The sequence below is a fragment of the Aeromicrobium sp. CF4.19 genome (genome assembly GCF_051262555.1).
In the GTDB taxonomy this organism is placed as follows: Bacteria; Actinomycetota; Actinomycetes; order Propionibacteriales; family Nocardioidaceae; genus Aeromicrobium.
This window is the reverse complement of record NZ_JBIMEU010000006.1, coordinates 128,499-154,222: the sequence shown is the minus strand read 5'-3', so window position 1 is coordinate 154,222 and position 25,724 is coordinate 128,499. Positions and strand designations below refer to the sequence as shown.

Here is a 25,724-nt window from a genome sequence, read left to right as displayed (position 1 = left end):
CGAAGCCCTCGCCCGACGAGCCGCCTCCCGGTCCCCCACGTAGCCTCCTGCCATGACCTCGGACGTGCTGCTCGTCGGTTGCGGAGAGCTCGGGTCCGACATCGGGCTGCGGCTGGTCGACCTCGGGCACGAGGTCGCGGCCATTCGCCGCGACGTCGCACGGGTCCCGGCCCCGCTGCACGGACTGGCGGTCGACCTGACGCGCGAGGCCCCGCGCCTGCCCGACCTCGACCTCGGGCTCCTCGTCGTGGCCCTCACCGCACGGCCCCGCACGGAGGACTCCTACCGGGCGACCTACGTCGAGGGGATGGGCCGAGCCCTCGACGCCCTCGATCGAGCCGGACAGGTGCCGCGCCGCGCCGTGCTGGTCTCCTCCACCGCAGTCCTCGGCTCCCAGGACGGCGACGCCCCCACGGACGAGCACACACCACCTCGTCCGGCCGACGGCCCGGGCCGCATGCTGCTGGAGGCCGAGCGGCACTTCGTGCAGCGTGTCCCGACGGGCACCGTCCTGCGGCTCTCCGGTCTGTACGGCCACGGCAGCCGGAACCTGCAGGACCGTGTGCGCGAGGGCCGCATCCAGGACCCCCACCGCTGGACCAACCGCATCCACCGCGACGACGCCGCGGCTGCCGTCGTCCACCTCCTGACCCGCGAGGAGCAGCCCGCCCGTCTCTACCTCGGCACCGACGACGAACCGGCACAGCTCGGCGAGGTCGCCGCGTTCCTGGCCGAGCGGCTCGGAGCGCCGACTCCCCCACCGGCCGACCCGGCCCGCGGGCACGGCAAGCGGTTGTCCAACGCCCTGCTCCGCTCGAGCGGCTGGGAACCGGCGTTCCCGACCTTCCGCCAGGGCTACGCCCACGGCGAGGCGTAGCGCGACCACGCCAACACGCCGGAAGCCGGACATGTTCCGCTCCCAGGGTGTCGCGAGGACCACAGCCGTGGATGGAATCGTGGCCCGATGAGGTTGTTGAACCTTCACGGTGTCCACCGCCGCGGCACCAGGACGTGAGGAGCAATCGATGAGTGACGTGTTCGAGCCGATCAAGGTCGGGACGTGGGACCTGCCGCAGCGCTTCGTGATGGCCCCGCTGACCCGCAACCGCGCGGGCGAGGGCCAGGTGCCGGGCGATCTCGCCGCCACCCACTACGCGCAGCGCGCCGGTGCCGGTCTCGTCATCAGCGAGGGCACCCAGCCCAGCGCCGTCGGTCAGGGCTACCTGGACACCCCCGGCATCCACACGCCCGAGCAGGTCGAGGGCTGGCGGGCCGTGGCCGACGCGGTCCATGCCGAGGGCGGCCACATCGTCGTGCAGCTGATGCACGCCGGACGCATCGCCCACCCGGCCAACAAGGGCGGCCTCGAGACCGTCGCCCCCAGCGCCATCCAGACCCCGGGCGTGATCGTGACTGCCGAGGGCAAGGTCGAGCATGCCGTGCCCCGCGCCCTGGAGACCAACGAGCTTGCGAGCATCGTCCAGGAGTTCGTCCACGCCGCCCGCTGCGCCGTCGCGGCAGGCCTGGACGGGGTGGAGCTGCACGCGGCCAACGGCTACCTGCTGCACCAGTTCCTCGCCCCCTCGGCCAACGAGCGCACCGACACCCACGGCGGCTCGCCGGAGAAGCGCGCCCGCCTGGTCATCGAGGTCGCCGAGGCCGTCGCCGACGCCATCGGCGGCGACCGCGTCGGCATCCGGATCTCCCCGGCGCACAACGTCCAGGGCGCCATCGAGGAGGACCCGACGGACGTGGCGGACACGTACGGGCACCTCGTCGACGCTCTCGCACCGCTCGGGCTCGCCTACCTCAGCGTCCTGGCCGACCCGGCGTCGGACCTGGTCAAGGACCTGCGCACCCGCTTCGGTGGCACGCTCATCGCGAACACCGGGTTCGCCGACGTGACCGACCTGGCCGAGGTGCAGCAGGTCATCGACGGCGACCTGGCCGACCTGGTGGCCGTCGGACGGCCGTTCCTGGCCAATCCCGACCTGGCTGCGCGCTGGAAGTCCGGTGCCGAGCTCAACGAGCCGGATCCCGCGTCCTTCTACGGCGGCGGCGCGAAGGGCTACACCGACTACCCGTTCCTGGACGGGGCCTCGACCGCCTGACCAGGGCGTCCCGCACGACGTGCGACGGCCTCGTCGCGCGACTACCGTCGAGTGATGCTCATCTCCGGCCACGAGATCATCTCGGGCCTGACGTGCGAACAGCTCTGGGCCGAGCTGGTCGTCCTGGAGAGCCTGGACCAGTGGAGCCCGCTCGGCAGCTGCATCTCGACCCAGGGTGACCAGCTCCAGCCGGCGGCGTCCTACCTCTGCGTGCACGACGCCGGGCAGGAACCGATCGAGGCCAACGTCATCGTCACGACCTTCGAGCCGTCTGAGCTGCTCTCGCTGACCACCTGCACGACGATGGCCACGCTGGAGGAGCACCTCCTGCTCGCCGAGCATCCACAGGGCTGCCTGGTCACCTACTCAGCCGACGCGACCTCGGGCGCGTTCGGCCCTGCGGCCACGTTCTGGCTGCGACACCACGTGAACACGGTGTGCATGAGGTTGCAGGCGTTCGCCCGCGGCCGGCTCGTCGAGTGACGCACCCCAGCCAGCTCGATCCTGCGGAGTCGGGCGGCCTCTCCGAGCCCGCGAGCACGGTCTCCCTGGACGCCGAGGTCCTGCACCACCTTCGCCCGAGACATGCGTCACCTCGACCCGTGGGAAAAAACTTGTTCATTGTGTTGTCCAGTTGAACAAGTTTGTCTAGGTTGGTCTCAGGCACCCCCGCCTCCCTGCGCGAAGGACTGATCTCGATGGCGAACCTCTCCCGACTCCCCAAGGTCCTGCAGTCCTCCTACGAGTGGCAGTACGAGGGCGCCTGCATGGGCCTGGACTCGGCCCGCTTCTTCTCCCCCGACGCCGAGCGCGGCACCGCCCGCAGCGACAGGGAGGGTGCGGCCAAGGCCATCTGCGCGACGTGCCCCGTGATCGATCAGTGCCGTCAACATGCCCTGGAGGCCCGGGAGCCCTACGGCGTGTGGGGCGGGCTCACCGAGCGCGAGCGCACGGAGATCCTGAAGGAGTCCGACCGACAGCGAGTCGCCTCGTGAGCGCGGCGCACAGGTCGTCGATGGACTGCGACGCGTGGTCGATCCAGATCTTCTCCACCACCGACCCGGCCGGCTTCGGGCCAGCGCGGGCGATGCTGGAGGTGGCCCTGCTGGGAGAGCACCAGCACGTGGTGGAGTCCGGGGACGGCCTCCGCAGCTACCTCATCGTCGAGACCCGGGACGACCCGACGCTGATGCGTTCGGTACGCCTGGCCGTCGAGACGGTCGGCATCGACGCTCGTCTCGACCAGGTGCACGGGTCAGGTGCCGATCGGCGCGACGCCACCGCCGTGCCACGGCCCACGGGAGAACGAGCAGCCTGATCGGCCCGACCCCCGGACCGAGTTGTCCTCCGGGCGGCGCAGGAGGAGCATCGACAGTGCCACCCGACGCCGAGGAGACACCATGCCGAGCCAGGCCGACCACCACGACGGACTCCACGAGCTGGACGGCGTGGAGTGTCGCGAGCTGCTCGGCACGACCACCGTCGGTCGCGTGGCCTTCGTCGACGACTCCGGCCAGCAGCTCCTCCCCCTCAACTTCGTCGTCAAGGACGACGTCGTCTACTTCCGCACGAGCGAGCACGGCCCCCTCGCGAACCTGGTGGACGCGCCGGACGTCGCCTTCGAGGTCGACCACCACGGAACCGTCTCTCGAGACGGATGGAGCGTCGTCGTGAAGGGCTCCGCTGCCACCGTGCAGGACCCCGCGGTGCGCGAGGAGGTCCTTGCCGACCCCAGGCTGCGCCCCTGGGCCGGTGGCGAGAGAGAGCTGTTGATCGCGCTGACGCCCCGGACGATCCAGGGGCGACGCGTCCACGACCGCTGACTCCTGACGGGTCAGTCGCCGGCCGGGGAGCCTGAGTCACCAGGCGGGGACGACGGCTCGGTCGGCAGGTCCGAGGACCGGATGAGGCCCTTGGCCACCTCGATGAGCTTGATGTTGTGGTCCTGGGAGTAGCGGCGCAGGATCGCGAACGCGCGGTCACCGTCGACGCCGTAGCGCTCCATCAGGATGCCTTGGGCCTGACCGATGACGTTGCGGGAGTCCAGCGCGATGGTCAGGCCCTCGATCTCCCGAGCCGCTCGGAGCGCGGCGGACGCGTGGTAGGCGAGCAGCTGGGCGAGCTCCATCTCCTCGCGGGTGAACTCGCGAGGCCGCAGGTCGAAGATGTTCAGGGCCCCGATCCGCCGACCGCCGGCGTGCAGCTCGGTCGACAGGACGCTCCGGATCCCGAGATCCACGACCGCGGAGGCCCAGCGGGGCCAGCGCGGGTCCTCGGAGAGATCGTTCGCCACCACCATGCGGCTCTCGACGGCCGCATCGACGCAAGGCCCCTCGTGCAAGGAGGTCTGGAGAGCGTCGACCGCCTTCGCGACGGGCGTGCTGGTGCCGCTCGACTCGAACGTCTTCCCCTCCTCGCGGATCAGGAGGATCGCGGCGTGATCGGTACCGAACGTCTCGGCCGCGAAGTCGACGATGTGCTTGACGGACGCCCCGAAGGTCCTCGTCTCTGCCAGCTCGGCCGCGAGCCGCGCCAACGACAGGTCGTTCGGTGAGATCAAGGGTCCTCCACAGGTCGGGCAGCACCCACCACACGTCTGGACCGCAGGGTGGGATCCTGAGTATCGCAGACCTTCACGAATGCACCGAAAGGCTCGTCACCCCGGGGACGGGTGACGTCACGCTCGGACCGGTGCCCAGCAGCCTTGCAGCGGCGGCTGTGAACGCCTCGTCCACGACTGAACCCACCATCCGTGGGCTGCGTGCACGTGTCGCGGACGCCCCCGCCCGCGCCGGGGTGCGCACCACGACGAGGACGCACTGCACGTCCGGCTTCCGTGCGGGCGGGTCGAACCAGTCAGGTGGTTCGGCGTCGCTCGCGAGCAGGCACACGACCACGGCCGGCAGGACCGATGCGGGGTTCCGGAGGTAGGCACGGTCCTGTGCGTCGTGGAGATCGATGACAAGACCGGTCCTGTCGGACGGGAGGGGTGCAGCGCTCGCGACGACATCACCGGACGTGGCCTTCATGTCCTTCTCCTTCGGCATGACCTCTTCGGCGCGGTCGGGCCGGCGCCAATGGTGGAAGGACGACGATGCCGCCGACTGCGCAAGCCTTGGCAGCACCGCGTCCTTCCAGCGTTCTCGTACCCGCGGCGAACGACGTCAAACGCCATGCATCGTGGGGGAGCTTCTGGGTACTCCCGGGACATGATGATCTCCACCTCCCCCGCCGGGGCGGACCACCCGGCCCCGTGCACCGCTGAGGGTCTTGACGCATGAGGCTCCCCGAGCCCAGGGGGCCTCTGAGCCGCTCCGTGCGCGACCGACTGGCATCCGGGGACACGCAGTCGAGCGTCCTGACGTCGACGGTGCACCCGGACATCCGGGCCGACGACGAGGCGTTGGCGCTGTGGATGCTGTTCGAGCTCTTCTACCGGGGTTTCGACGAGGTCGACGACGACATGGAGTGGGACCCCGACCTCCTGCGCCTGCGTGGCCGGCTGGAGCGCACGCTGGAGGGCCGCCTGCGAGCGGACTTCGAGTCCTGGACCGGTCCCGCCACCGTCCAAGCACTGCTGGACCATCACGCGCAAGGCCCGGGGGTGGCCGGCTTCGTGCGCGATCACGCCACCGTCGACGACGTCCGGGAGATCCTGGTGCAGAAGAGCATCAACCACCTCAAGGAGGCGGATCCGCACTGCTTCGTGCTGCCCCGCCTGAGCGCCGGGCCCAAGGCGGCACTCGCCGAGCTGCAGTACGACGAGCTGGGCAACGGGCACCCCGAGCGCGTCCACTCCCAGCTGTTCGCCGACGCCCTGGAGGCCGCCGGCCTGGATCCGTCCTACGGCGCCCACATCGACCGGGCGACCACCAGCACCCTCGAGATCAGCAACGCCCTCTCGATGTTCTGCCTGCGCCGCCGGCTGCGCCACGCCGCGATGGGCCACCTGGCCGCGTTCGAGGCCTCGAGCTCCCTGCCGTGCGCCGACATCGTGCGCGGCCTGCGCCGGCTGGACCTCGACGAGGCCGTGGTGCGCTACTACGACGAGCACGTCGAGGCCGACGCCGTCCACGAGCTCTTGGCGATGGACGACATCTGTGGGCGCATGATCGCCGAGGAGCCCGAGGCCGAGCGGGAGGTCCTCTTCGGCGCCTTCGTCTGCCTCGAGCTCGAGGCGCGGGCCGGGAACGACCTGCTCGCAGCGATGAGTCCGGCATGAGCGTCCCGGGACCGCGTCTCGTGCGAGGCGTCGGATTCGTGGTGGACGCCGCGGGCGCGACCACGCGCGCCCAACGTCCCGTCGTGGCGATCTGCCGCTGCGAGGCCAGCGCACGGGCGCCGTGGTGCGACGGGACGCACAAGGTCCTCGCGGAGCGCGAGCGCAGGTCACGGTCCTGAGACGACCGGCGGCCCGGCCTCGCCGGGCCGCCGCGTCCGCCTAGTCGGAGATGTTGCGTCGTTCGATCAGGACGAGCACACCGCGGTCGAACGCGGCCCGCCGGCAGATCGCCAGGTCGGCCGAGTCCAGATCGAGCTCCAGGGCATCGGCCTGCTCCGACGTGCCGAGCTGCAGCAGGGCATGGCCGTCAGGGAGCAGGTGACGCCCGATGACGTCGACGCACTCCCTGGCGATGTCCAGGCCGTCAGGGCCACCGTCAATGGCCCACACCGGGTCCTCCCGGAACTGCCCCGTGCCGGCGGACGGCACCCACGGCGGATCCGCGATCACCAGGGCGAAGCGCTCGTCATCGGCCATGACGGTGGCTGCCGTGCCGTGACGGACCTCGACCGGGTGGTCGGCCCCCTCGGCGTTGACCCGTGCCAGCTCGCAGGCGTGCTCGTCACGGTCGACGAGCACGAGAGCGCGACCGGTGCCGTGCACCGCAGCGAGTCCGATGTGCCCGACGCCGGCGCAGAGCTCCAGCACCGATCCGGAGGGCAGCTCATCGAGCAGGCGCCGCGCCCACTCCGACTGGGCGAGGGTCCAGGGCCTGGGTGTCAGGACCGAGGCGTCGTGGACCACGCGCAGTGGGCCGAAGTCCATCGTCTCGAGGGGCATGTGGGTGGGGTACCCAGAGCCCTCGTCCTCATGCGCGGTCGCGATGAGTGGACGCGATGAGTGAGCGCGGCCCTGCTGTGGTCTCAACAGGGCCGCTGCAGGAGGTGTACCCCGCAACCCTGCGGGCTCACGTCCCGGCGCCCACCGATTCGGCCGGGGCCCGCGCAGCCGCCCGTGGGGACGGTGCCCACCGGGTCGCCGGCTCGACTTGCCTGGTCGCCGGTTCGGGAGCATGGTGGGAAGTGGTTGAGCCACAGCCATCCGGCACCACCCACCCTTCGGGAGTCCTGATGGCTCATGCCCTCGAGCACGACGATCTCATCCTCGACCACCTCACGATGGCGTCCCGCCTGGCCCGCGTCTTCCGCGGCCGCGGCGTCGAGTCCGAGGATCTGGAGCAGGTCGCCCGCCTCGCCCTGGTGAAGGCGGCCCAGAGCTACGACGAGGAGCGCGGTGCGTTCGCGCCGTTCGCCGCTGCCACCATCCGCGGTGAGCTCAAGCGGCACTTCCGCGACAAGGCCTGGGACGTCCGTCCGCCCCGCCGCCTGCAGGAGCTCCAGGCGCAGATCAACGCCGAGTGGGAGGTCCACCCCCGCGACGACGACTACCGCAGCGTGGCCCTGCGGCTCGGCGAACCGGCCCACGAGGTCCGCGAGGCCATGGGGGCGAGGGGGTGCTTCACCTGCGACTCGACCGAGGCCGCGCAGGAGGCCGGGCATCCGTTCGCCCTCGAGGAGCCCGGATTCCAGCGGGCCGATGAGTGGGTGACGTTCCGGGCACTGTGCCGCGACCTGACCGACGACGAGCGCCGGCTCCTGCAGTGGCGGTTCATGGACGAGATGACCCAGAAGGAGATGGGGATGCGGCTCGGCATCAGCCAGATGCAGGTCTCGCGCCGTCTGTCGACCCTGCTCGGTCGGCTCCAGCGCGCTGCCGCGTGAGCAGCACCGGTTCGCGCGTCATCCTTGCACCATCGGGCACACCGCCCGCACCCACGAGAGGAGTCACGATGAGCACCATCACCCAGTCGGTCGACGTCGCCGTCGGCCTGCGCAGCGTGTACGACCAGTGGACGCAGTTCGCGTCGTTCCCGGAGTTCATGGACGGCGTGGACGAGGTCCGCCAGGTCGACGACGTCCACCTGCGATGGAAGATCTCCGTCGGGCCGGTCAGCCGTGAGTTCGACGCCACGATCACCGACCAGCAGCCCGACCGCCTCGTGTCCTGGCGGTCCGACGACGGTCCGCAGCACGACGGGACCATCACCTTCGAACCGATCGACGGCGACCACACCCGCGTCACGGCCCACATGACGATCGACCCCGAGGGGCTCGTGGAGAAGGTCGGGGACGCGAGCGGCTTGCTCGAGGCGAGGATCGAGGGCGACCTGCTCCGCTTCAAGGACTTCATCGAGGCCCGCGACGGGCACGAGACGGGCGCTTGGCGCGGCGACGTGTGACTGGCTGCCCGGGACGACGACGGCGCCGTGACCCTCCGGTCGCGGCGCCGTCGTCATGTCCGGCCGCTCAGCCGCCGGCAGGCTTGAAGACGACCTTCACCGCCCCGTCGGCCTTGCGCTGGAAGATGTCGTAGGCGTGGGCCGCGTCCGCCAGCGGGAGCCGGTGCGTCGCGAACGACTCCAGGCCGAGGGGGTCGTCGGAGCGCTCGACCAGCGGGACGAGGTCCTCCACCCATCGGCGAACGTTGGCCTGCCCCATCCGCAGCGTGACCTGGTGGTCGAAGAGGTACTGCAGCGACATCGGGTCCATCGTGCCGGCGTAGACACCGGAGATGGACACCGTCCCACCGCGGCGGACCAGGCTCGTGGCGAGGTGGAGCGCCGACAGGGGGTCCACGCTGCCGGTGCGCATCGCCATTCGAGCGACCGGGCCGGGAAGCAGCCCCACGGCCTTCTGCAGCACGGACGGTCCTGGCGAGCCGTGGGCCTCCATGCCGACGGCGTCGATGACTCCGTCGGCGCCGCGGCCCGACGTCAGGGCCTGCACGGCCTCCACCGGGTCGCCCTCCTGCACGTTCACCACGTCGGCGCCGCGAGCCTGGACCCGGGCGAGCCGCTCGGGGACGAGGTCGAGGCCGATCACGCGGATCCCCTGGTGCAGGGCGAGGCGGGCGGCCATGTCGCCGATGGGTCCGAGCCCGACGATGGCGAGCGTGTCGCCCTCGTGGACGTCGGCGTAACGCACTCCCTGCCAGGCGGTCGGCAGCACGTCGGACAGGTAGACGTAGCGCTCGTCAGGCAGGTCCTCGGTGACGCGGATGGCGCCGTAGTTCGCGTGTGGCACGCGCAGGTACTCCGCCTGCCCACCGGGAACGCTGCCGTAGAGCGAGCTGAACCCGAAGAGCGCGGCACCCATCCCGCTGGAGCGGACCTGCGTGGTCTCGCACTGCGTCTGCAGGCCGCGCTCGCACATGAAGCAGTGCCCACACGCGATCTGGAACGGGATGACGACCCGGTCCCCGATCTCCAGCGAGTCGACGGCGCTGCCCTTCTCGACCACCTCGCCCATCGTCTCGTGACCCATGACGTCGCCCTGGTGCATGAACGGGCCGAGCACCTCGTACAGGTGCAGGTCCGAGCCGCACAGGCCGGTCGTCGTCACTCGGATCACGATGTCGTCGGCGTCCTGGACCTGCGGGTCGGGCACCTCCAGCACCTGGACGTCGCGCTTTCCTTGCCATGTTGCTGCCTTCATCGAGATTCTCCTTCCGTCGTCGGCGCCACGTCGTCGGGCGTCGGGTGGTCGGGGGTCAGGCCCCGGGTCGCGGGGCCTTCGAGCACACGGCCGTCCGCGGCGAAGCGGGAGCCGTGCAGTGGGCAGTCCCACGACTGCTCCACGTCGTTCCAACGGACGATGCCGCCCAGGTGTGGACAGACCGCCGACACCGTCCGTCGGCACCCGTCGACGGTCGAGGTGGCGTCGGGACGCAGCCCCCGGCTGACGACTCCCTGCCCCTCCCCCGGCGGCGCGGCGGCGCGCGTCTGCGCGCCGGCCCAGCCGGACGTGAGGTGGGCTCCGACCTCGGCGTTCCACCCGGCGACGGCGAGCATCGACCCGGGCCGCAGGAGGCGACCGGAGGGGACCGAGGGCACGTCCGCACCGTCGGCGATGGCCGTGGCGAGGCGGCGTGCCACGCCGATCCCGGCGAGCAGACCCCACTTGCCGAACCCGGTCACCGCGTGCACCGGCGCCGGTCCCGGGACCCGGCCCGCGAGGGGCTGGGAGTCGGGGCTCATGTAGTCCTGAGCCGACCAGGCGGCGAGCTCCGCGCCCACGTCCAGGTAGGTGTGGGTCCACTGCCGCAGTGACTCCAGGTGCTGTCCGGCCGGGTGCTCGCGCCCGACGGGGTGACCGTGGCCACCCACCAGCACGACGTGCGACTGCGTCCCGTCCCCCGGAGCGCCGCGCAACGAGAGGCCCGGCGCGCCCGCGGAGAGCGTCATCGGCTCGAAGTCCGACGCTCGCTCGAAGGCCAGGATGTAGGACCGCTGCGCCTTGGTGGTGGCGAAGGCGACGCTGCGATCCAGGATGGGGGCACCGGTGGCGAGCAGCACCTGGGCGGCCACGAGCTCGAGGCCGTCCTCGCACGTCACCGTCACAGGGCTCCCCTTGCCGACGGACCGCACTCGACGGCCGAGGAGGACGTGGGCTCCCGCGGAGACCGCCTCACGACACAGTCCCTCCGTGTACTGCAGCGCGTCGACCTGCCACTGGTCCTCCAGCACGACCGCTCCGTGACCGGGCAGGCCTCCGGGGACCTCCCGCTGCCACCGGGTCGTCAGTCCCGCTCGGCGCGCCGCCTCGTCCTCGGCACGCGTCGACGGGATCTGGCTCTGCTCGACGGCCCAGGTGGCCGCGGGCCGGCGTTGCACCGGGACGTCCCACCGGTCGAGCACGCCCTCGACCCAGTCGACGCCCTCGCGACAGGTCGTCAGGTAGGCACGAGCCGCATCCGGTCCGCCGGCCTTCTCGATCGAGGAGAAGCGGGTGCCCTGCAACAGGCTGAGCTTGCCGGTGGAGCGGGCGGTGTTGCCGTCCCCCAGGGTCTCGTGTGCCTCCAGGACCACGACGCGTCGGCCCCGGGCGGCAAGCTCGGCCGCGGCCGCCAGGCCCACGGCACCGGCGCCCACGACGACGTCGTCATAGCTGTCCAGGGGCTCGACGGCCGGCGGGTGGAAGCGAGCGTGGCGCTGCTCCCAGAACGTCGCTCTCGCCATCAGGTCTCACCTCGAGGGATCAGGATCGTGCTGGTCCGGTGACCGGTGCTGCGCATGGAGATTCCGTCCTGTCTGGTGGGGATGAGGTACCCCTTCGCGCCGGGCGCATGCAGCACGGGGACGAGCGCCCCGGCGACGTGAGCCCGGGCGGTCCGGGATCAGCTGTTCGAGGGTCCGGCGCCGTCGTCCTCTGAGTCGGCGGGCGCGTTCGCGTCTGCGTTCGCGGACGGTTCGACCGGCGGCTCGTCGGTGTCGGGCTCGGTGTCGGGCGATGTGGCCGGGTTGACCGGGGCACTCTCGTCGGCCCCGGGTCCGGACTTCGTGCGCTTGGAGAAGAACTTCATGCATCCGGTGTACCCCGTGCCACCGCGAACATGCACGGAGGCGACGTCGAGGCGGGCCGGCGCCGTCGAGGGGCCCGCCCGAGGGGAACGCCGCGCCGGCAGAGGACGCTGGCGCGCGGGTGACCGGCAGGACCGGCGAGGAGGACGTGACGATGATCTGGGGTGGTCGCTGTGGGACTTGCCGACGAGCCGAAGGGCCTCTACCGAGCGTTCCGGTCAAGAGTCTCCCCGCACCGAAGGCTGGACCACCGCTCATGCTTCGGGCATCTCGGACGTCGAACGTGGATGTGTCGAAGCGGGCTGGTTCAACAGCGTCTCGAGGCGCACGTCGACTCCGAGCTCTCTACGGTGAACAGCGGCGGTGTGCAGCAGTGCTTGCCGCGCCAGGCGTCCACACCCTCCTTGGCTGCGACGCCCGCGATGATGAGGGCCGCGAGCGGATCGGCCCATCCCCATCCGAGCGCGGAGTTGAGCACCAGCCCCACGAGGAGCACTGCTGACAGGTAGGTGCACAACAGGGTCTGCTTGGAGTCGGCCACGGCGGAGGACGAGCCAAGCTCACGGCCGGTGCGGCGTTCGAACCAGGACAGGAACGGCATGATCGCCAGGCTCACGGCGGCCAGGACGACGCCGATCGTCGAGTGGTCGGGGTCGGGGGCGCCGAGCAGTGCGCGCATCGCGTCGATGCCGACGAAGACCGCGAGTCCGAAGAAGGACAGTGCGATCAGACGGAGCGCGATACGTTCTCGGGCCTCGGGGTCGGGTCCTGCGAACTGCCATGCCACCGCGGCCGCTGACATGACTTCGACGATCGAGTCCAGACCGAAGGCGATCAGCGCACTGGAGGAGACCATGTGTCCAGCGGTGATCGCGATGACGGCCTCGATGACGTTGTACGTGATCGTCACCGCCACGATCCACCGCACGCGACGTTGGAGGAGAGCCTGACGTGCGGTGGTGAGCCCCCGGTCTACGGTCGCGTCGGGTCGGGAGCTCAGAGCCATCGCCGAGTGCTCTGCTCGTACTGCTCGTACTGGGTACCGAAGTGCGTGCGCAGGAAGGCTTCCTCACCGGGGATCTGCACGGCATCGATCCAGGCCACGAAGGCGACCGTCGGTATGAGGGCCCGGGGTGAGCGTCGCCCGAGGGCGTGAGCGATGAGCACTCCGGCCATCCCGAGGTACATCGGATTGCGGCTCCGTCGATGGACGCCGGTGGTGACCAGCTCTGAAGGAACGGCTCCCGGTCGAGGATCAACCGTCGTCGATCGGCGACGAAAGGTTGTCACGGCTGCGACGAGCGTGATCGACGAGGCCGTGGCCAACGCTGTCGCGCCGACACGAGAGAGAGCGGTCGAACGCCGGCCTCGGGAAAGGGCTGCCTGCCCCAGAGCGCATGTCACCGCCACGAGGCCGGGAGGCGCTTGGGGCCTCATCGAGGCCCCGAGTCGAGCTGCAGGTCCGCCTCGATGCCGCAGGTGCAGCCGCCGGGTGAGCAGCAGTCGGGCTCGACCTCGAGGACGAGCTCCAGCATCGACCCCAAGACCTCCGCGAGGACGGGGTCGGCCAGGCGGTACCAGCTGTTCCGACCGTCCTGCACCTTCTCGACCAAGCCACACCCCCGAAGGCAGGCCAGCTGGTTCGACATCACCTGTCGACTCACGCCCAGCGACTCAGCCAGGTCCGACGGAACCGCCGGAGCCTCGCGCAAGCACATCAGGATCCTCGTGCGGGTCTGGTCCGACAGTGCGTTCCCCAGGCGCGTCATCGCGGCGGCATGGCTCAAGGTCACGGAAGGCATGACGAGCACGATACATGATGTGCTGTATCAATTTGGGCGAGAGAGCGTCCGCGACCTTTGACCGGGAGATCCTCCGGAGGTGAAAGGCCCTTCCTCGGTTCGAGCTCGCGCTGTCACAGCCGGTTGAGGACCGTGGTCATGTCCTCCTCGGTGTCCGTGCCGATCTTCTCGAAGAGGAGCTTGACGCCCGGGGTCGCCAGCTTGGCCGCGCCCTTCATCTCGATCACGGCCTCGTAGGTGATCTCGCTGCCGCCCTCGTGGGGCAGGACGGTGATGTCGTCGATCGTCGAGGCGGTCTCGTTCTCGCCCTTGAAGACCACCTTGGCGTCGGTCAGCTCCAGGAGCTCGTACACCAGCTCGGTGGAGACCCCGGCGATCTTGGAGGTGTTGTCCCACGAGCTGCCCACGACGACCGGGCCGGAGTCGCGGCGTGTGCAGGACTCCGTTCCCGGGTCCCACTCCGTCGCGTGGGAGAAGTCCTTCAGGTAGTCCAGGACCACCTGGGGCTGGGGCGTCACGGTGAAGGTTCTGCTGATGGTTGTCATGCCTCCAGCCTGCGTGCGACCTGCCCCCGGCGCGAGTCGAGCATCGTCGCGCCACGACGCGGCGCACGAGCACTGCTTGGCAGGATGCCGATGGATCGAGACGCTCATGCCTCTGGTCGTCCGGGCGCCGGGTCAGCACGCTGGGGACGTGACACCAATCCCCTGAGCCGCTGCGTGCACAGCGCCGTCGGAAGCCTCATGCCGTGGAGCACGGCCCACACCCACACCCACACCTCTGACTGGAGTCCAGCATGCAGTTCTTCGACGCCCGCACGTACACCGCCGACCGCGCCTGGGACGCCCTCGACATCGCCTCCATCCAGGACGCGACGATCCGCATGCACTGGACCGACGAGCCCTACGTGTGGCACGTCAACGACGGGCCCGAGGTCTTCGTCGTCCTCGACGGCGCCGTCGACATGCACTACCGGCACGCTGGTGACGAGGTGGTCCGGCGACTCGTGCCCGGGCTCGTCTGCTTCGCCGAGCCGGGCGACGAGCACGTCGCCCATCCCACCCCGCAGGCGCGTGTCCTCGTCATCGAGCGCAGGGGCAGCATCTGACGGCTGGGGCCTCGTCGACCTCGCCCGAGGGACATCAGCTCGAGCCGGCGAGGGCCGCCGCACGATCGGCCTGGTCTCGATGCTCACGGGTGGGCACTGCCACGGAGGACCGCCTGCGCAGGACCCGGACGGCCAGGCCGACGCCGGCGACAGCCGAGAGGACGACCCAGGCGACGGGGCTGTCCAGGAGGCCGGTGGTCGCGGCCGACACCCCCACGCCGACCCAGAGGGTCGCCCAGAGGATAGCGCCGAGGACCGAGGCCAGCAGGAAGATCGGGTATCGCAGCCGTCCTGCCCCCGCCACCACCGGAGTGACCGTCCTCACGACAGGGAGGACCCGGCTCACGAGCACGGCCCAGAAGCCACGGCGTCGGATGAACGAGGACGCCCGGTCCCACCGATCGACGCCCAAGCGTGCCACCATCCGGGAGCCGCGCACCCTGACTCCCGCGAAGCGACCCAGACCGTATCCGAGGTGGTCCCCCACGACGGCTCCCGAGGCGACCGCGACGACGAGCGCGACCGCGGCGACCGGTCCACGATCGAGGGCAGCGAGGCCAGATATCGCCACTTCGCCCGGCAGGACGGCGCCCAGCCCGATCCCAGACTCCGCGAGGGCGAACGCGAACCCCAGCAGCGGTGCGAGGCCCATCAGGACGCTCCCGGGCGCACGCCGGCAGCCCGTGCCGGATCGATCATCGTCCATGCAGCAGTCATGGCTCCACCGTCGCCGTCTCGGCGGGCCCGCCGGTAGTGCGAAGTGTCAAGAGTCGAGGCCCGAGACCTCACGCCATCTCGATGACAAACGTCATTTCACGCCGGACGCACACTGAGAGGCGCGACGTCGAGTCCTGCGGACGCTGTCCCCGACAGCACCTACGCGGGTGGGTCGGCGAGCTCCTCGATGCGCCGGCGCGAGACGGCGTCGACCAGCAGCAGGGTCAGGACCAGGGCTCCCCCGACCAGGAAGACCAGCCCCACGCGGACGGCATCGTCCGCGGGACCCATCAGGTCGCCGCCGTCGTCCTGCCAGGGCCAGAGGGCCCGCAGCGATCCCACCATCACCCCGGTCATGACCACCAGCGTGGTGCGACGGTGTCGGTGCAGCAGCCAGCGCAGCACCTGCACGAAGGCCCCCAGGCCGACGACGGCGCCGAGCGCGAAGACCGCGATGTAGGTGAGGTCGCGCTCGTTGAGTGCGTCGAGCGTCGGTGCGTAGACCCCCAGGACCAGCAGGATGAAGGAGCCGGACAACCCGGGGAGCACCAGGGCGCAGATCGCCACCGCAGCAGCCACCCCGACGAACCACAGGGACGGCTCCGGCGTGGTGGCCGCCGGCAGGCTGGTGACCAGGAAGGCCGCGACCGCCACGACGAGCGCGAGGACCAGCTCCGGGACACGCCAGCGTCCCCCGACCATGCGGGCCGGCACGGCGATCGAGACGAGGATCAGCCCGGCGAAGAAGGCGCGCGACTCGTTCGGATGCTCCTCGATCAGAGGAGCCACGACTCGGGCACCGGCCAGCACGGCGACCACCATGCCGATCCCCACCGGGACCAGCAGGTTCCAGCGCACCGCACGCAGCTCCGCCACGCCGTCGGAGACCCCCCGGCCGCGCAGCGGGCCGACGAGAAGACCCAGAAGGCCACGCACCGTGTGTCCCGCAGAGTCGATCAGGTCCTCATAGATCCCGACGATGAGGGCGATCGTCCCGCCGCTGACGCCGGGGATGATCTCCACCACGCCGATGAGCGCGCCGCGGCCGACGTCGAGCACGGTCCTGCCTGGTTTCACGTTGCGTCCTCACGATCGGGGTGGCGGCGCCACCGGGTCGGCAAGGCGTCGGGGCACCCGGCCCTCGGTGCACCATCGGCTCTGCGCCGCGCCACGCTCGGCCCCGACCCTAGCCAAGCACCGCCAGAGCGACGCGCGGCGCTCCCGTGACTCGGCGGGCGATCCATCGAACGCTCTCCGCCCACCGGACACGGTGATCGTGCTATCGTCATTACGTACCGATCGATACGAAATAGAGAGGCACTCCATGGCACCCGTCGGACGACCTCGCGGATTCGACCCGGACGCCGTGCTTGACGCAGCCATCGACACGTTCTGGCAGCACGGCTACGAGAGCACCGGTCTGGCGGAGCTCACCGCCGCGATGGACATCAGCCGGCCGGCTCTCTACCGAGCGTTCGGCGACAAGGGGCAGCTGTTCCGCACCGCGCTGGAGCGCTACATCGCCCAGAACATGGCCTACGTCGATGCCGCCCTCGCCATGCCCACCGCGCTCGCAGCCGCGGAGGCGTTCCTGACCGGCAACGCACGAGCGGTGACGACGCCGGGCCGGCCTCCCGGGTGCCTGTCGGTGCAGGCCATGGTGACTGACGAGGCGGATGCCTTCTCCCTGCTCGCGGAGAACCGTTGGCTCATCCAGGAACGGCTCGCCCACCGCTTCACCCAGGCACTCTCCGACGGAGACCTTCCCGCGGATGAGGACCCGGACGAGCTCGCCCGGTTCCTCATCACCCTCACCACCGGCTTCGCCATCCGCGCCGCCGACGGCGAGCCACGACAGGCCCTCCTCGCCCTGGCGCACCGCGCACTCGCCGTGTTCACCATGTCCGATCGCACCCCGTCGGAACCGGACTCGACTCCTTCGACCCGAAAGCACTGACCCATGACCGCATCCATGAACCTCACGACCGATCAGCAGGGCGTCACGGACGGCCGGGAGCACCGCCACGCAGGAAAGACCGCACTCGTCACCGGAGGCGCCCGCGGCATCGGATCGGGCATCGTGCGCCGACTCGCCGCCGAGGGCGCCCAGGTGACGTTCACCTACGCATCCGCGAAGCCCGAGGCAGACGCTCTCGAGGCCACCGTCAGCGCAGCGGGCGGTGACGCCATGGGGATCCAGGTCGACAGTGCCGATCGGGCGGAGATCCGTGACGCCATCTCCAGCATCGTCGCTCGTGAGGGACGCCTGGACGTCGTGGTCTCCAACGCCGGCGGCGGGACCCTGAAGCCGGTCCAGGAACTGTCCGACGAGGAGATCGACCGGATGATCGCGGTGAACATCCGCGGCACCCTGGACACCATCCGCTTCGCAGCCCCGCACCTGCAGGACGGTGGTCGGATCATCACGATCGGCAGCGTCACCTCGACCCACTTCCCCAACGACATCTCGTCGCTGTACGGCATGACCAAGGGTGCGATCGCCAGCCTCGTCCGCGGCATGTCCCGCGAGCTGGGCCCACGAGGGATCACGATCAACAACGTCCAACCGGGACCGGTGGACACCCCGGCGAACCCCGCCAGCGGACCGGCGGGCGACGCGTTGCGCGCCACCATCCCCGTCGGCCGGTTCGGCACCGTGGAGGAGGTCGCTGCACTCGTCTCGCACCTGGCCGGCGAGGAGGGCGCCTACATCAACGGCGCATCACTGGACATCGACGGCGGCTACAGCGCCTGAGCGCTCCCCCATCGGCGGGCTCCACCCTGCCGACGGCCACACCACGAAAGGCACGAAGCCATGGCAACCACACCTCACCTCCACGCATCGGATGCCCCCGAGCACGTCCGCGCCCCGGCCACGACGTACGCGTCGATCCTCGGATCCGGGTCACCAGGGACCGATGAGTTCTACCGCAAGAAGACGGTCATCGGTGACCTCGCCCGGCAGATCAACGACGGCGCGGAACCGGCCATCGAGATCCAGTACTGGTACCCCGCCGGGTCGATTCCTGTGGAGATCGCCGACTTCTACACCGTCAACCCGATCCCGTCGCTGCAGTACCGCGTCCTCGCCGTCGTTCCCGACGGCACCACCTCCGAGGAGCTGACCGAGGCACGCGCCCGCGTCGCCAGCGCCTCAGATCGCAGCAGCGAGACCATCGAGCTGCACACCACGCAGGAGCAGGACGTCGTGCAGGTCATGCACCACGGACCGTTCGCGGAGGAGCTTGCCACGCTCGGACGACTGGGCTCCTTCGCCCAGGAGCGAGGCCTGCACCGATGCGGGCCCCACCACGAGCTCCACCTCGACGGGTTCACCCGCGAGACCCCGCAGCACACCCTGCGCACGATCCTGCGCGACCCCGTGGCCTGACCGGCAGGGCCTCGCCGCCCACTGCTAGCCGCGCAGGAACGACGCGACCGTCGGCGTGACGGCGGTGCGGAGCTCGTCGAAGTAGCCGTGCCGGCCACCCTCGACCAGCTCGATCTCGGCACCGGGGATCCGGTCGGCGATGTTCTCGGCGTTGACCTTCGGCGTCATCAGGTCCTCGGTGCCGTGCATGACGAGCGTGGGGCACACGATCTGGTCGAGCCGCTCCCACGCATCGTGTCGCCGACTGATGCGCAGGTGGCGGCGCGCGTCCGCGCTGCTCATTCCCGGGTCGCCGAACAGGTGGCGCGGAACGGCCTCCACTCCGCCGAAGGACTCCACGTACTCCGGCGTGTAGAAGAGGTCGACGGTCGTGCGCAGACGCTCCTCGGGGTCGGGATCGGCGAGCGCGCGGCGCACCGACTTCTCGCTCCTCACCGCCCCCGCGCCGCCAGGCGCGGTGCACCCGAGGACCATCCGGCGCACCATGTCGGGGCGAGCGATGGCCAGCTCCTGGGCCACCCGACCACCCATCGACGTCGCGTACACGTCGGCACGCTCGTGGCCCAGCGACTCCACCACGGCGGCAGCGTCCGCAGCGAAGGACGTCGACGACCACGCCCTGCGTCGCGGAGGCGCGGGGGCTGTCGTGGTGCCCGCTCCCCGGTAGTCGAAGGTGACGGTCAGCCAGTCCCTGGCGAAGTCGTCGCGCAGCCGGTCCCACCAGTGGTGGCTGTTGCGCTGCCCCGGCAGAAGCAGGAGCAGCGGCGCCGTCCGCGGCCCGTCCAGCTGGACCGCGAGCCGCGCACCGTCGGGTCGGGTCGTCCACGCTCGGAGCTCACCGTCACCCGCTCGGCCAGGCTTGCCACGTTCATCCACGCCCCCACTGTGCCAGCGCGACCCCCGAGGGGCCGACATCTTCGACACCGACCAGCAAGAAGCCACCTTTGACTCTGGTCAGCATCTCTCCTGATCGGGACTCTTCGGTGACCGGGCAGGGCTCGAACGGACGACACGGCGACCGTCACGGAGTCTCGCCGCACATGGTTCGAACGAGCCATCTTCGATGGTTCTGAGTACGGCCACCTGCCGCACGATTCAGGGTGGCCAGGTACAGACAACGTCGGGGCGATCATCATGACGCGGGCTCGCCCTCCTGGCAATGAGGGAGCGCGCCATGACCGATCAGAAGACACCTCCCGGGTACTACCCGGACAACGCTGGAACGATGCGCTGGTTCGACGGGACACAGTGGACCGAGCACACCCAGGCAGCGGAGGCGACGGGAACGGTCGTCCAGGAGACACCCGCCGCGTACTACCCCGACAACACTGGAACGATGCGCTGGTTCGACGGGACACAATGGACCGAGCACACCCAGTCTTCTGCCGCGACGGCGACCGGCACGACTCAGACCGAGCGGGCGTGGTTCAAGAAGAAGCGCTTCATCATCCCTGGTGCTCTTGTTGCGCTCATCATCTTCGGTGCCGCCCTCAGCGGAGGCGCCGACGACAGCGCGCCAGTCGCGTCGCCGGACACCTCTTCCTCGGACGAGAGCGACGCCGCCGTCGAGGAAGAGCCTGAGCCGGAGCCCGAGCCGGAGGAACCGTCCATGACGTCGGGCCAGGAGAACGCTCTGAAGGCCGGCGAGAACTACCTCAGCTTCGCGCCCTTCTCCTACAAAGGGTTGATCCGTCAGCTGTCGTCCGACGCCGGGGACGGCTACTCCGTGGAGGATGCGACGTTCGCTGCCGACAATGTCGGTGCCGATTGGAAGGAACAGGCCGCGAAGGCGGCGGAGAACTACCTCGACATCTCCCCCTTCTCGCGGGCAGGCATGATCCAGCAGCTGTCATCCGATGCAGGCGACGGCTACACGCAGGAGGAGGCCGAGTACGGCGCCACCCAGGCCGGTCTCTGACCACGCGTCCGTCGAGCTCTGGCTGGCGGCGCCCGCTCGTAGACTGGATCCGTGACCGACGCCGACCCCGATCTCCACGCACTGCGGTGTGGCGACGAGACGGCCTTCGTCCACCTGGTGCACCGGTGGTCGGGTCCGATGCGATCGGTCGCTCGAGGTTTCGTGACCACCGAGGCGTCGGCCGAGGAAGTGGTGCAGGAGACGTGGCTCGCCGTCGTCCGTGGACTTGACGACTTCGAGGGTCGTTCGACGCTGCGCACCTGGGTCTTCCGGATCCTGGTCAACACGGCCAAACGACGTGGGGCCCGCGAGCAGCGGGTGCTGCTGTGGTCGGACCTGTCCGACGAGCACGGCCCCACGGTCGATCCGAGCGCCTTCCAGGGGGTCGACGACCAGTACCCGGGCGGGTGGAGGACCTTCCCCCAGACGTGGCGTCCGGTCGACGAGGCCGTCCTGGACGCAGAAGTGCGCGAGCAGCTGGGGCAGGCCGTGTCGCGACTGCCGGATCGGCAGAGGATCGTGGTGACGTTGCGTGACGTCCTCGGGCACAGCTCCCGCGAGGTGTGCGACCTGCTGGACATCTCGGCCGCGAACCAACGCGTGCTGCTGCACCGGGCTCGCGCCTCCCTCCGCACGACCTTGGCGTCGTACCTCGCTCCAGAACCGGTCACGAAGGGAGGTCACCCGTGAGCCACATGTCCTGCCAACAGCTCGTCGAGCTCGTCACCGAGTATCTCGAGAACGAGCTCGACCCGGAGACCCGACGCCGCTTCGACGAGCACCTCGAGCTGTGCCCCGGATGCGTCGTCTACGTCGAGCAGATGCGCGAGACATCACGCCGACTCGGCTCGGTCCCCGTCGACTCCGTCTCGCCGGAGGCCGAGCACGTGCTGCTCACCGCCTTTCGCGACTTTCACCGCCGACCCGGCGACGACTGACGAGAGCCGCCGCCACGACGGCCACCACCACCGTCACCGCGAGCCACCACCAGCTGTTCACGTAGTCACGCGGCAGGAGCGTCGGGTTGTCGGAGCGTGCGCCGAAGCGGCCCAGCACCGGGATCGCGACGATCGAGACGGAACCGAGCACGACGAACCCGGTCGCTGCGGCCGGGCGAGACCAGCCCGGCAGCGCGCGAGCGGCCAGCCACATGACGGCCAGCACGACGGGTGCGAGCACGGCGTCGTGGAGGAGAACACCGGCCGCCAGCCAGATCCCGGCGCTCACCAGCTGGTCGACGTCCTGACGGCTCAGCAGGAGGTAGGCGCCGTAGAGGCCCACCCCGACACCTGTGGTGCCCAACGCCAGACGCGTGCGCATCACGCCACCTCCAGTCGGCTCAACCACTTGGTCTGCAGGACCCCGGGCCGGTTCGGGGCGATCAACCGGGCGGGCTCCCCGTGGTCGCGTGACAACGGCTCGCCATGCAGCGCGAGCGCGACCAACGTCCGCTCGTCGTCGGCGAAGTTGCCCTGCAGCACCGTGCGCCGAAACGGTCCTGACGGCTGGAGCGACAGCACCTCGACGTCGCGTCCCTGCGGTGCGTCGACGAGGTCGAGCAGGTCACGAACCCGCACACCGGTCCAGTCGGCGGTGGCGCTCCATCCCTCCACGCAGGCGATCGGCAGCCGCTCGGTGCGCTGCGACATCCCCGCGAGGTCGGCGCGAGTGAGCGTGACCGTGCGTCCCCCGTGGACGACCTCGAGCCGGTAGGCGTCGCCGACCATCTCGCCGGTGACTCCCGCAGCCGCGGCGCTCTTGTTGACCGGGACGCCCTGCGGGCCCTCCCCGTCACGCACGGCGAAGACCGAGATCCGGCGGAAGGCGGGGACCGTGTTGCCCACCGTCGCCACGACGACGGCGGCAGCGGCCAGCGCCGCGACGCCCAGCAACCCCCGGCGCGAGACCGGCCCGGGCTCGGTGGCCGCCGGCCGATCGTGCGTGGTGTCGTCGATGTCGTGGGTCAGGGCGTGCCTGATGATCGGCAGCTTGACCGCGATGTGCACGACGAGCGCGCCGATCGTGATCCATGCGAGCGCGAAGTGGGTGGTGCGGAAGGAGAAGTCCCACGGGTACCACTGCGCCGCGTTGGCCACGCCGCTCGCGAGCAGGAAGATGGCTCCGGCCACCAGCACGCCGATGGACGCACGTTCGAGCCCGTCGACGACGAAGGCCCGCCGGCCGCGCGGCGGTCGCTTGAGCAGCTTCGGATAGACGGTCCACAGCTTGACGAGAAGCAGCGGGATCGACGCGTACCCGGTGACGACATGCACTCCCTGCGTCAGCCGATACCCCCACGACGGGCTGGTGGGGAACGGGACCGGCTGGACGACGTTCTGCGCGTAGTGGCTGATCAGCCCGGTGATGAGGGCGATGGTGAAGCAGATGCCGAGCCAGCTGCCGACCCGGGCCGCAACAGCGGCGCTGCGCAGCCGCGAGGTGAACGAGGCTTCCGAGGGAGGGTGCATGGCCGTCAGTGTCATCTCGTGGCCGGATCGTTGCACCGCCGAGCCGATCCGATCAGCGGCCGACCCGTTCCAGTGCCTCACCCGGCTCGCGGGAGGCTCGAGGTGCAGGGGCACTTCGCGGTCGCGGGGCTGCTCCGGAAGGTGGGCGCCCGTGAGTGCAAGTCGTCACGTCGTGCGAGCGTCGTACGTCTCGCGGTGGGCGAGCACCTCGCTCATGTGCGTCTGGGCCCAGCTCCTGAGGCCACGCGTCATGTCATGGAGAGAGAGGCCGAGATCGGTCAGCTCGTAGGTGACGGTGACCGGGACGGTCGGCGTGACGGTGCGGGTGAGCATGCCGTCGCGCTCCAATGACCGCAATGTCTGGGTCAGCATCTTCTGACTGACCCCGCCCAGGAGGCGGGAGAGCTCGGAGTAGCGCATCGCCCTGGGGGCGTTCGTCGATGCGGTTTCGCCAGAATCGTCGCCGCCCAGTGCGCAGAGGATGAGGACCACCCACTTGTCCGAGATCCGGTCGAGCAGCTGGCGGCTGGGGCACACCGCCAGGAACGCGTTGTACTCCACCGCGGCCTGTGCCTTCTTCTGGGCCGACGTCATCGCGGACCCCGTCCTACTTTTGGGTGGGTTACGCACTTCAAGGTGCCTACTTCCTCTCAGAGGGTTTGCTGCTGATACTGGTGCACGACGCTGGAAAGCGCCACCCCGACCACACACGACGAAGGGCACACGTTGAGCACCTCCTCTGCATCACTTCCCGGCGGCACCCGGAACCTCGGCGACCTGACCATCACCCGATTCGGTTTCGGCGCGATGCAGCTCGCCGGCCCATGGGTGATGGGCCCGCCTGCCGATCGGGGCGGTGCGCTGGCGGTGCTGCGCGCCGCCGTCGACCTGGGGATCACCCACATCGACACCAGCGATGCCTACGGGCCACGCATCACCAACGAGCTGATTCGCGAGGCGCTGCGCCCCTACCCAGGATCGCTGCACATCGTCACGAAGGTGGGCGCCAACCGTGACGCACAGGGTGGCTGGCCCACGGCTCGGCGACCCGAGGACCTGCGCCAGCAGGTCCAGGAGAACCTCCAGACGCTCGGGGTCGAGGCGCTCGACCTGGTCAACCTGCGGATGGGCAACGCCGAGGGGCCGCAGCAGGGTTCCCTCTCCCAGGCGTTCGAGACCCTCGTCGAGATGCAGCAAGCAGGTCTCATCCGCCACCTCGGGGTCAGCAACGTCACCGCCGAGCAGGTCACCGAGGCACAGGGCGTCGCCCCGATCGCGTGCGTCCAGAACATGTACAACCTCGCCCACCGCCACGACGACGACCTCATCGACCGGCTCGACGCCGAAGGTGTCGCCTACGCGCCGTTCTTCCCCCTCGGAGGCTTCAGCCCCCTGCAGTCCTCGGCACTCTCGGCAGTCGCCGGCCGCCTGGAGGCGACTCCGATGTCGGTCGCGCTGGCCTGGCTGCTCCAGCGTTCACCCAACATCCTGCTCATCCCCGGCACGTCGAAGACGGCGCACCTGCGGGAGAACGTCGCAGGCGCCGGCCTCACCCTCTCCTCCACGGATGTGGCGGAGCTGGACGCCATCAGCAGCTGAGCACCTCGGGACCGTAGCCGATGTCGCTCACCCAGCGCATTCGCAGGACGACCTGATCCGAGGATCGTCCGCCGAGGCCGACCCACCCGGCGCGGCCCGGCCCGTTCGGCGCCGGCGTCACCACGCACACAGAGTGGGTGGGAGCGAGAGTCCCTGAACAGCGCGATCTGTTTCGGCCATCCTTGGATGCACACCCAAGACTTCGAGCGCGACCGGCGCGGACATCATCGACCTGCAGGAGACCACCGCCATGCCAGAGGCCAACCATCGCTCATGCCGTCCCCTCGCCGGATGAGGCGGCGGTGGATCCGTCGCGCCATGCTCCTGGGTGCCGTCGGCGCCTTGCTCGGCGCAGCTCTCGTCGTCAGCGCCAACGTCATCGTGGTGACGCGTACCGCGATGACCTGACGAGCGACATCGACGACGTCGACGACGCCCAGGTGGTCATCGTGCCGGGCGCAGGGGTGCGCAGCGACGGCTCGCTCGGTCAGCCCGTCGGTGAACGTGTCGCGGCCGCGGTCGCGCTCCACGAGGCCGGTGTCGTGGAGAAGATCCTCCTGTCCGGCGACAACGGCTCCGAGACCTACAACGAGCCCGACGCGATGCGTGAGGCCGTGCTCGAGGCCGGAGTGCCCGCAGCCGACGTGTTCACCGACTACGCCGGCTTCAGCACCTGGCACACCATGCGGCGGGCCCGCGACGTGTTCGGCGTCGACACCGCCGTGGTCGTCACCCAGGGCGTCTACGCCGCCCGCACGGTCGACCTCGGACACGCTGCAGACATCGACGTCCAGGGGTACGTCGTCCGCGACGGCGGACGCCGGGGCCGCGAGTGGCTGGCGCGCGTCCGCGGCCTCGGCGAGGCAACCTGGCGCCCCACGGTCACCTCTGGCCCACCGATCCCGATCACGGGCGACGGTCGGACCTCGTGGTCCGAACCTGTCGACTGAACCCACGCGCGCGAGTCAA

34 protein-coding genes are annotated in these 25,724 nt (G+C 70.2%); 19 read left to right on the top strand and 15 right to left on the bottom strand.

Going from position 1 to position 25,724, the window contains the following annotated elements:
- Positions 1-52 precede the first annotated feature (52 nt).
- From ACHAAC_RS13775 to ACHAAC_RS13750, 6 genes are all read left to right on the top strand, one after another.
- Positions 53-877, top strand: coding sequence for a hypothetical protein (locus ACHAAC_RS13775; protein WP_435716854.1), 825 nt, complete (start codon positions 53-55; stop codon positions 875-877).
- 148 nt (positions 878-1,025) lie between these two features.
- Complete coding sequence (locus ACHAAC_RS13770) at positions 1,026-2,111, top strand: alkene reductase (RefSeq protein ID WP_435716853.1); 1,086 nt, start codon at positions 1,026-1,028, stop codon at positions 2,109-2,111.
- Positions 2,112-2,165: 54 nt separating this feature from the next.
- Positions 2,166-2,594 carry a hypothetical protein gene (locus tag ACHAAC_RS13765; protein ID WP_435716852.1) on the top strand — a complete coding sequence of 143 codons (429 nt, stop codon included), beginning with the start codon at positions 2,166-2,168 and terminating at the stop codon, positions 2,592-2,594.
- A 215-nt stretch (positions 2,595-2,809) separates the two neighbouring features.
- Positions 2,810-3,106 (top strand): WhiB family transcriptional regulator, encoded by a 297-nt coding sequence (locus ACHAAC_RS13760; protein WP_435716851.1) that lies wholly within the window; start codon positions 2,810-2,812, stop codon positions 3,104-3,106.
- Positions 3,107-3,126: 20 nt separating this feature from the next.
- A complete protein-coding gene (locus tag ACHAAC_RS13755) occupies positions 3,127-3,429 on the top strand; it encodes a hypothetical protein (protein ID WP_435716850.1) in 303 nt (100 codons plus the stop codon).
- A gap of 82 nt (positions 3,430-3,511) precedes the next feature.
- Positions 3,512-3,934 carry a pyridoxamine 5'-phosphate oxidase family protein gene (locus ACHAAC_RS13750; protein ID WP_435716849.1) on the top strand — a complete coding sequence of 141 codons (423 nt, stop codon included), beginning with the start codon at positions 3,512-3,514 and terminating at the stop codon, positions 3,932-3,934.
- Between the two features lie 11 nt (positions 3,935-3,945).
- Here ACHAAC_RS13750 and ACHAAC_RS13745 read toward each other — a convergent pair whose 3' ends face one another.
- Complete coding sequence (locus ACHAAC_RS13745; RefSeq protein ID WP_435716848.1) at positions 3,946-4,671, bottom strand: ANTAR domain-containing protein; 726 nt, start codon at positions 4,669-4,671, stop codon at positions 3,946-3,948.
- 717 nt (positions 4,672-5,388) lie between these two features.
- On the opposite strand from ACHAAC_RS13745, the gene ACHAAC_RS13740 reads away from it, so the two are divergent.
- Both ACHAAC_RS13740 and ACHAAC_RS13735 read left to right on the top strand, forming a co-directional pair.
- Entirely contained in the window at positions 5,389-6,333 is a 945-nt protein-coding gene (locus ACHAAC_RS13740) for an iron-containing redox enzyme family protein (protein ID WP_435716847.1), read from the top strand.
- The gene (locus ACHAAC_RS13735; RefSeq protein WP_435716846.1) at positions 6,330-6,512 is read left to right on the top strand and encodes a CDGSH iron-sulfur domain-containing protein; all 183 of its coding nucleotides are present in this window, start codon (positions 6,330-6,332) and stop codon (positions 6,510-6,512) included. The genes ACHAAC_RS13740 and ACHAAC_RS13735 overlap by 4 nt, the downstream gene beginning before the upstream one ends.
- Before the next feature lie 40 nt (positions 6,513-6,552).
- On the opposite strand, the gene ACHAAC_RS13730 is transcribed toward ACHAAC_RS13735, so the two are convergent.
- Entirely contained in the window at positions 6,553-7,173 is a 621-nt protein-coding gene (locus ACHAAC_RS13730) for a methyltransferase (protein WP_435716845.1), read from the bottom strand.
- Between the two features lie 290 nt (positions 7,174-7,463).
- Here ACHAAC_RS13730 and ACHAAC_RS13725 point away from each other — a divergent pair, with 290 nt between their 5' ends.
- Positions 7,464-8,114, top strand: coding sequence for a sigma-70 family RNA polymerase sigma factor (locus ACHAAC_RS13725; protein WP_435716844.1), 651 nt, complete (start codon positions 7,464-7,466; stop codon positions 8,112-8,114).
- Positions 8,115-8,182: 68 nt separating this feature from the next.
- The gene (locus ACHAAC_RS13720; RefSeq protein ID WP_435716843.1) at positions 8,183-8,632 is read left to right on the top strand and encodes an SRPBCC family protein; all 450 of its coding nucleotides are present in this window, start codon (positions 8,183-8,185) and stop codon (positions 8,630-8,632) included.
- Positions 8,633-8,699: 67 nt separating this feature from the next.
- On the opposite strand, the gene ACHAAC_RS13715 is transcribed toward ACHAAC_RS13720, so the two are convergent.
- The 7 genes from ACHAAC_RS13715 to ACHAAC_RS13685 form a co-directional block, all read right to left on the bottom strand.
- A complete protein-coding gene (locus ACHAAC_RS13715) occupies positions 8,700-9,887 on the bottom strand; it encodes an alcohol dehydrogenase catalytic domain-containing protein (RefSeq protein ID WP_435716842.1) in 1,188 nt (395 codons plus the stop codon).
- Positions 9,884-11,410, bottom strand: coding sequence for an FAD-dependent oxidoreductase (locus ACHAAC_RS13710; RefSeq protein WP_435716841.1), 1,527 nt, complete (start codon positions 11,408-11,410; stop codon positions 9,884-9,886). The genes ACHAAC_RS13715 and ACHAAC_RS13710 overlap by 4 nt, the downstream gene beginning before the upstream one ends.
- Before the next feature lie 158 nt (positions 11,411-11,568).
- Positions 11,569-11,754, bottom strand: a complete 186-nt coding sequence (locus ACHAAC_RS13705; protein WP_435716840.1) for a hypothetical protein — start codon at positions 11,752-11,754, stop codon at positions 11,569-11,571.
- Between the two features lie 305 nt (positions 11,755-12,059).
- Positions 12,060-12,662 carry a cation diffusion facilitator family transporter gene (locus ACHAAC_RS13700; protein WP_435716839.1) on the bottom strand — a complete coding sequence of 201 codons (603 nt, stop codon included), beginning with the start codon at positions 12,660-12,662 and terminating at the stop codon, positions 12,060-12,062.
- An 86-nt stretch (positions 12,663-12,748) separates the two neighbouring features.
- Positions 12,749-13,189 carry a methyltransferase family protein gene (locus tag ACHAAC_RS13695; RefSeq protein WP_435716838.1) on the bottom strand — a complete coding sequence of 147 codons (441 nt, stop codon included), beginning with the start codon at positions 13,187-13,189 and terminating at the stop codon, positions 12,749-12,751.
- Positions 13,186-13,554, bottom strand: a complete 369-nt coding sequence (locus ACHAAC_RS13690) for an ArsR/SmtB family transcription factor (protein WP_435716837.1) — start codon at positions 13,552-13,554, stop codon at positions 13,186-13,188. The genes ACHAAC_RS13695 and ACHAAC_RS13690 overlap by 4 nt, the downstream gene beginning before the upstream one ends.
- A gap of 113 nt (positions 13,555-13,667) precedes the next feature.
- Positions 13,668-14,099, bottom strand: coding sequence for an SRPBCC family protein (locus ACHAAC_RS13685; RefSeq protein ID WP_435716836.1), 432 nt, complete (start codon positions 14,097-14,099; stop codon positions 13,668-13,670).
- A gap of 251 nt (positions 14,100-14,350) precedes the next feature.
- Between ACHAAC_RS13685 and ACHAAC_RS13680 the strand changes: the two genes are divergently transcribed.
- Complete coding sequence (locus ACHAAC_RS13680; protein ID WP_435716835.1) at positions 14,351-14,662, top strand: hypothetical protein; 312 nt, start codon at positions 14,351-14,353, stop codon at positions 14,660-14,662.
- A 34-nt stretch (positions 14,663-14,696) separates the two neighbouring features.
- On the opposite strand, the gene ACHAAC_RS13675 is transcribed toward ACHAAC_RS13680, so the two are convergent.
- Positions 14,697-15,368, bottom strand: coding sequence for a DedA family protein (locus ACHAAC_RS13675; protein ID WP_435716834.1), 672 nt, complete (start codon positions 15,366-15,368; stop codon positions 14,697-14,699).
- Positions 15,369-15,538: 170 nt separating this feature from the next.
- Positions 15,539-16,456 (bottom strand): DUF368 domain-containing protein, encoded by a 918-nt coding sequence (locus ACHAAC_RS13670; protein WP_435716833.1) that lies wholly within the window; start codon positions 16,454-16,456, stop codon positions 15,539-15,541.
- Between the two features lie 247 nt (positions 16,457-16,703).
- On the opposite strand from ACHAAC_RS13670, the gene ACHAAC_RS13665 reads away from it, so the two are divergent.
- From ACHAAC_RS13665 to ACHAAC_RS13655, 3 genes are read left to right on the top strand one after another with little or no spacing between them, the layout of a single operon-like run.
- Complete coding sequence (locus ACHAAC_RS13665; protein WP_435716832.1) at positions 16,704-17,336, top strand: TetR/AcrR family transcriptional regulator; 633 nt, start codon at positions 16,704-16,706, stop codon at positions 17,334-17,336.
- 3 nt (positions 17,337-17,339) lie between these two features.
- Positions 17,340-18,134 (top strand): SDR family NAD(P)-dependent oxidoreductase, encoded by a 795-nt coding sequence (locus tag ACHAAC_RS13660; RefSeq protein WP_435716831.1) that lies wholly within the window; start codon positions 17,340-17,342, stop codon positions 18,132-18,134.
- A gap of 60 nt (positions 18,135-18,194) precedes the next feature.
- Positions 18,195-18,770 (top strand): hypothetical protein, encoded by a 576-nt coding sequence (locus tag ACHAAC_RS13655; RefSeq protein WP_435716830.1) that lies wholly within the window; start codon positions 18,195-18,197, stop codon positions 18,768-18,770.
- A gap of 24 nt (positions 18,771-18,794) precedes the next feature.
- Here the strand turns inward: ACHAAC_RS13655 and ACHAAC_RS13650 are convergent, their stop codons facing one another.
- Positions 18,795-19,646, bottom strand: coding sequence for an alpha/beta fold hydrolase (locus tag ACHAAC_RS13650; RefSeq protein ID WP_435716829.1), 852 nt, complete (start codon positions 19,644-19,646; stop codon positions 18,795-18,797).
- Between the two features lie 298 nt (positions 19,647-19,944).
- On the opposite strand from ACHAAC_RS13650, the gene ACHAAC_RS13645 reads away from it, so the two are divergent.
- From ACHAAC_RS13645 to ACHAAC_RS13635, 3 genes are read left to right on the top strand one after another with little or no spacing between them, the layout of a single operon-like run.
- Complete coding sequence (locus tag ACHAAC_RS13645; RefSeq protein WP_435716828.1) at positions 19,945-20,688, top strand: Ltp family lipoprotein; 744 nt, start codon at positions 19,945-19,947, stop codon at positions 20,686-20,688.
- Positions 20,689-20,739: 51 nt separating this feature from the next.
- Positions 20,740-21,378 carry an RNA polymerase sigma factor gene (locus ACHAAC_RS13640; protein ID WP_435716827.1) on the top strand — a complete coding sequence of 213 codons (639 nt, stop codon included), beginning with the start codon at positions 20,740-20,742 and terminating at the stop codon, positions 21,376-21,378.
- A 5-nt stretch (positions 21,379-21,383) separates the two neighbouring features.
- Positions 21,384-21,626 (top strand): anti-sigma factor family protein, encoded by a 243-nt coding sequence (locus ACHAAC_RS13635; RefSeq protein WP_435716936.1) that lies wholly within the window; start codon positions 21,384-21,386, stop codon positions 21,624-21,626.
- On the opposite strand, the gene ACHAAC_RS13630 is transcribed toward ACHAAC_RS13635, so the two are convergent.
- From ACHAAC_RS13630 to ACHAAC_RS13620, 3 genes are all read right to left on the bottom strand, one after another.
- Positions 21,583-22,008 (bottom strand): hypothetical protein, encoded by a 426-nt coding sequence (locus ACHAAC_RS13630; RefSeq protein WP_435716826.1) that lies wholly within the window; start codon positions 22,006-22,008, stop codon positions 21,583-21,585. The genes ACHAAC_RS13635 and ACHAAC_RS13630 overlap by 44 nt on opposite strands.
- On the bottom strand, positions 22,008-23,156 hold the full coding sequence (locus ACHAAC_RS13625; RefSeq protein ID WP_435716825.1) for a molybdopterin-dependent oxidoreductase: 1,149 nt from the start codon (positions 23,154-23,156) through the stop codon (positions 22,008-22,010). Before ACHAAC_RS13625 ends, ACHAAC_RS13630 begins: the two co-directional genes overlap by 1 nt.
- Before the next feature lie 165 nt (positions 23,157-23,321).
- Positions 23,322-23,750: a winged helix-turn-helix transcriptional regulator gene (locus ACHAAC_RS13620; RefSeq protein ID WP_435716824.1), complete on the bottom strand. Its 429-nt coding sequence runs from the start codon at positions 23,748-23,750 to the stop codon at positions 23,322-23,324.
- Positions 23,751-23,882: 132 nt separating this feature from the next.
- On the opposite strand from ACHAAC_RS13620, the gene ACHAAC_RS13615 reads away from it, so the two are divergent.
- The gene (locus tag ACHAAC_RS13615; protein WP_435716823.1) at positions 23,883-24,755 is read left to right on the top strand and encodes an oxidoreductase; all 873 of its coding nucleotides are present in this window, start codon (positions 23,883-23,885) and stop codon (positions 24,753-24,755) included.
- Positions 24,756-25,195: 440 nt separating this feature from the next.
- Positions 25,196-25,705: a SanA/YdcF family protein gene (locus tag ACHAAC_RS13610; RefSeq protein WP_435716822.1), complete on the top strand. Its 510-nt coding sequence runs from the start codon at positions 25,196-25,198 to the stop codon at positions 25,703-25,705.
- Positions 25,706-25,724 lie beyond the last annotated feature (19 nt).

Coding starts and splice junctions, on each gene's coding strand:
- ACHAAC_RS13775 (WP_435716854.1), top strand. CDS start 53: ATGACCTCGGACGTGCTGCTCGTCGGTTGCGGAGAGCTCGGGTCCGAC.
- ACHAAC_RS13770 (WP_435716853.1), top strand. CDS start 1,026: ATGAGTGACGTGTTCGAGCCGATCAAGGTCGGGACGTGGGACCTGCCG.
- ACHAAC_RS13765 (WP_435716852.1), top strand. CDS start 2,166: ATGCTCATCTCCGGCCACGAGATCATCTCGGGCCTGACGTGCGAACAG.
- ACHAAC_RS13760 (WP_435716851.1), top strand. CDS start 2,810: ATGGCGAACCTCTCCCGACTCCCCAAGGTCCTGCAGTCCTCCTACGAG.
- ACHAAC_RS13755 (WP_435716850.1), top strand. CDS start 3,127: ATGGACTGCGACGCGTGGTCGATCCAGATCTTCTCCACCACCGACCCG.
- ACHAAC_RS13750 (WP_435716849.1), top strand. CDS start 3,512: ATGCCGAGCCAGGCCGACCACCACGACGGACTCCACGAGCTGGACGGC.
- ACHAAC_RS13740 (WP_435716847.1), top strand. CDS start 5,389: ATGAGGCTCCCCGAGCCCAGGGGGCCTCTGAGCCGCTCCGTGCGCGAC.
- ACHAAC_RS13735 (WP_435716846.1), top strand. CDS start 6,330: ATGAGCGTCCCGGGACCGCGTCTCGTGCGAGGCGTCGGATTCGTGGTG.
- ACHAAC_RS13730 (WP_435716845.1), bottom strand. CDS start 7,173: ATGCCCCTCGAGACGATGGACTTCGGCCCACTGCGCGTGGTCCACGAC.
- ACHAAC_RS13725 (WP_435716844.1), top strand. CDS start 7,464: ATGGCTCATGCCCTCGAGCACGACGATCTCATCCTCGACCACCTCACG.
- ACHAAC_RS13720 (WP_435716843.1), top strand. CDS start 8,183: ATGAGCACCATCACCCAGTCGGTCGACGTCGCCGTCGGCCTGCGCAGC.
- ACHAAC_RS13715 (WP_435716842.1), bottom strand. CDS start 9,887: ATGAAGGCAGCAACATGGCAAGGAAAGCGCGACGTCCAGGTGCTGGAG.
- ACHAAC_RS13710 (WP_435716841.1), bottom strand. CDS start 11,410: ATGGCGAGAGCGACGTTCTGGGAGCAGCGCCACGCTCGCTTCCACCCG.
- ACHAAC_RS13705 (WP_435716840.1), bottom strand. CDS start 11,754: ATGAAGTTCTTCTCCAAGCGCACGAAGTCCGGACCCGGGGCCGACGAG.
- ACHAAC_RS13695 (WP_435716838.1), bottom strand. CDS start 13,189: ATGAGGCCCCAAGCGCCTCCCGGCCTCGTGGCGGTGACATGCGCTCTG.
- ACHAAC_RS13690 (WP_435716837.1), bottom strand. CDS start 13,554: ATGCCTTCCGTGACCTTGAGCCATGCCGCCGCGATGACGCGCCTGGGG.
- ACHAAC_RS13685 (WP_435716836.1), bottom strand. CDS start 14,099: ATGACAACCATCAGCAGAACCTTCACCGTGACGCCCCAGCCCCAGGTG.
- ACHAAC_RS13680 (WP_435716835.1), top strand. CDS start 14,351: ATGCAGTTCTTCGACGCCCGCACGTACACCGCCGACCGCGCCTGGGAC.
- ACHAAC_RS13675 (WP_435716834.1), bottom strand. CDS start 15,368: ATGGACGATGATCGATCCGGCACGGGCTGCCGGCGTGCGCCCGGGAGC.
- ACHAAC_RS13665 (WP_435716832.1), top strand. CDS start 16,704: ATGGCACCCGTCGGACGACCTCGCGGATTCGACCCGGACGCCGTGCTT.
- ACHAAC_RS13660 (WP_435716831.1), top strand. CDS start 17,340: ATGACCGCATCCATGAACCTCACGACCGATCAGCAGGGCGTCACGGAC.
- ACHAAC_RS13655 (WP_435716830.1), top strand. CDS start 18,195: ATGGCAACCACACCTCACCTCCACGCATCGGATGCCCCCGAGCACGTC.
- ACHAAC_RS13645 (WP_435716828.1), top strand. CDS start 19,945: ATGACCGATCAGAAGACACCTCCCGGGTACTACCCGGACAACGCTGGA.
- ACHAAC_RS13635 (WP_435716936.1), top strand. CDS start 21,384: ATGTCCTGCCAACAGCTCGTCGAGCTCGTCACCGAGTATCTCGAGAAC.
- ACHAAC_RS13630 (WP_435716826.1), bottom strand. CDS start 22,008: ATGCGCACGCGTCTGGCGTTGGGCACCACAGGTGTCGGGGTGGGCCTC.
- ACHAAC_RS13625 (WP_435716825.1), bottom strand. CDS start 23,156: ATGCACCCTCCCTCGGAAGCCTCGTTCACCTCGCGGCTGCGCAGCGCC.
- ACHAAC_RS13620 (WP_435716824.1), bottom strand. CDS start 23,750: ATGACGTCGGCCCAGAAGAAGGCACAGGCCGCGGTGGAGTACAACGCG.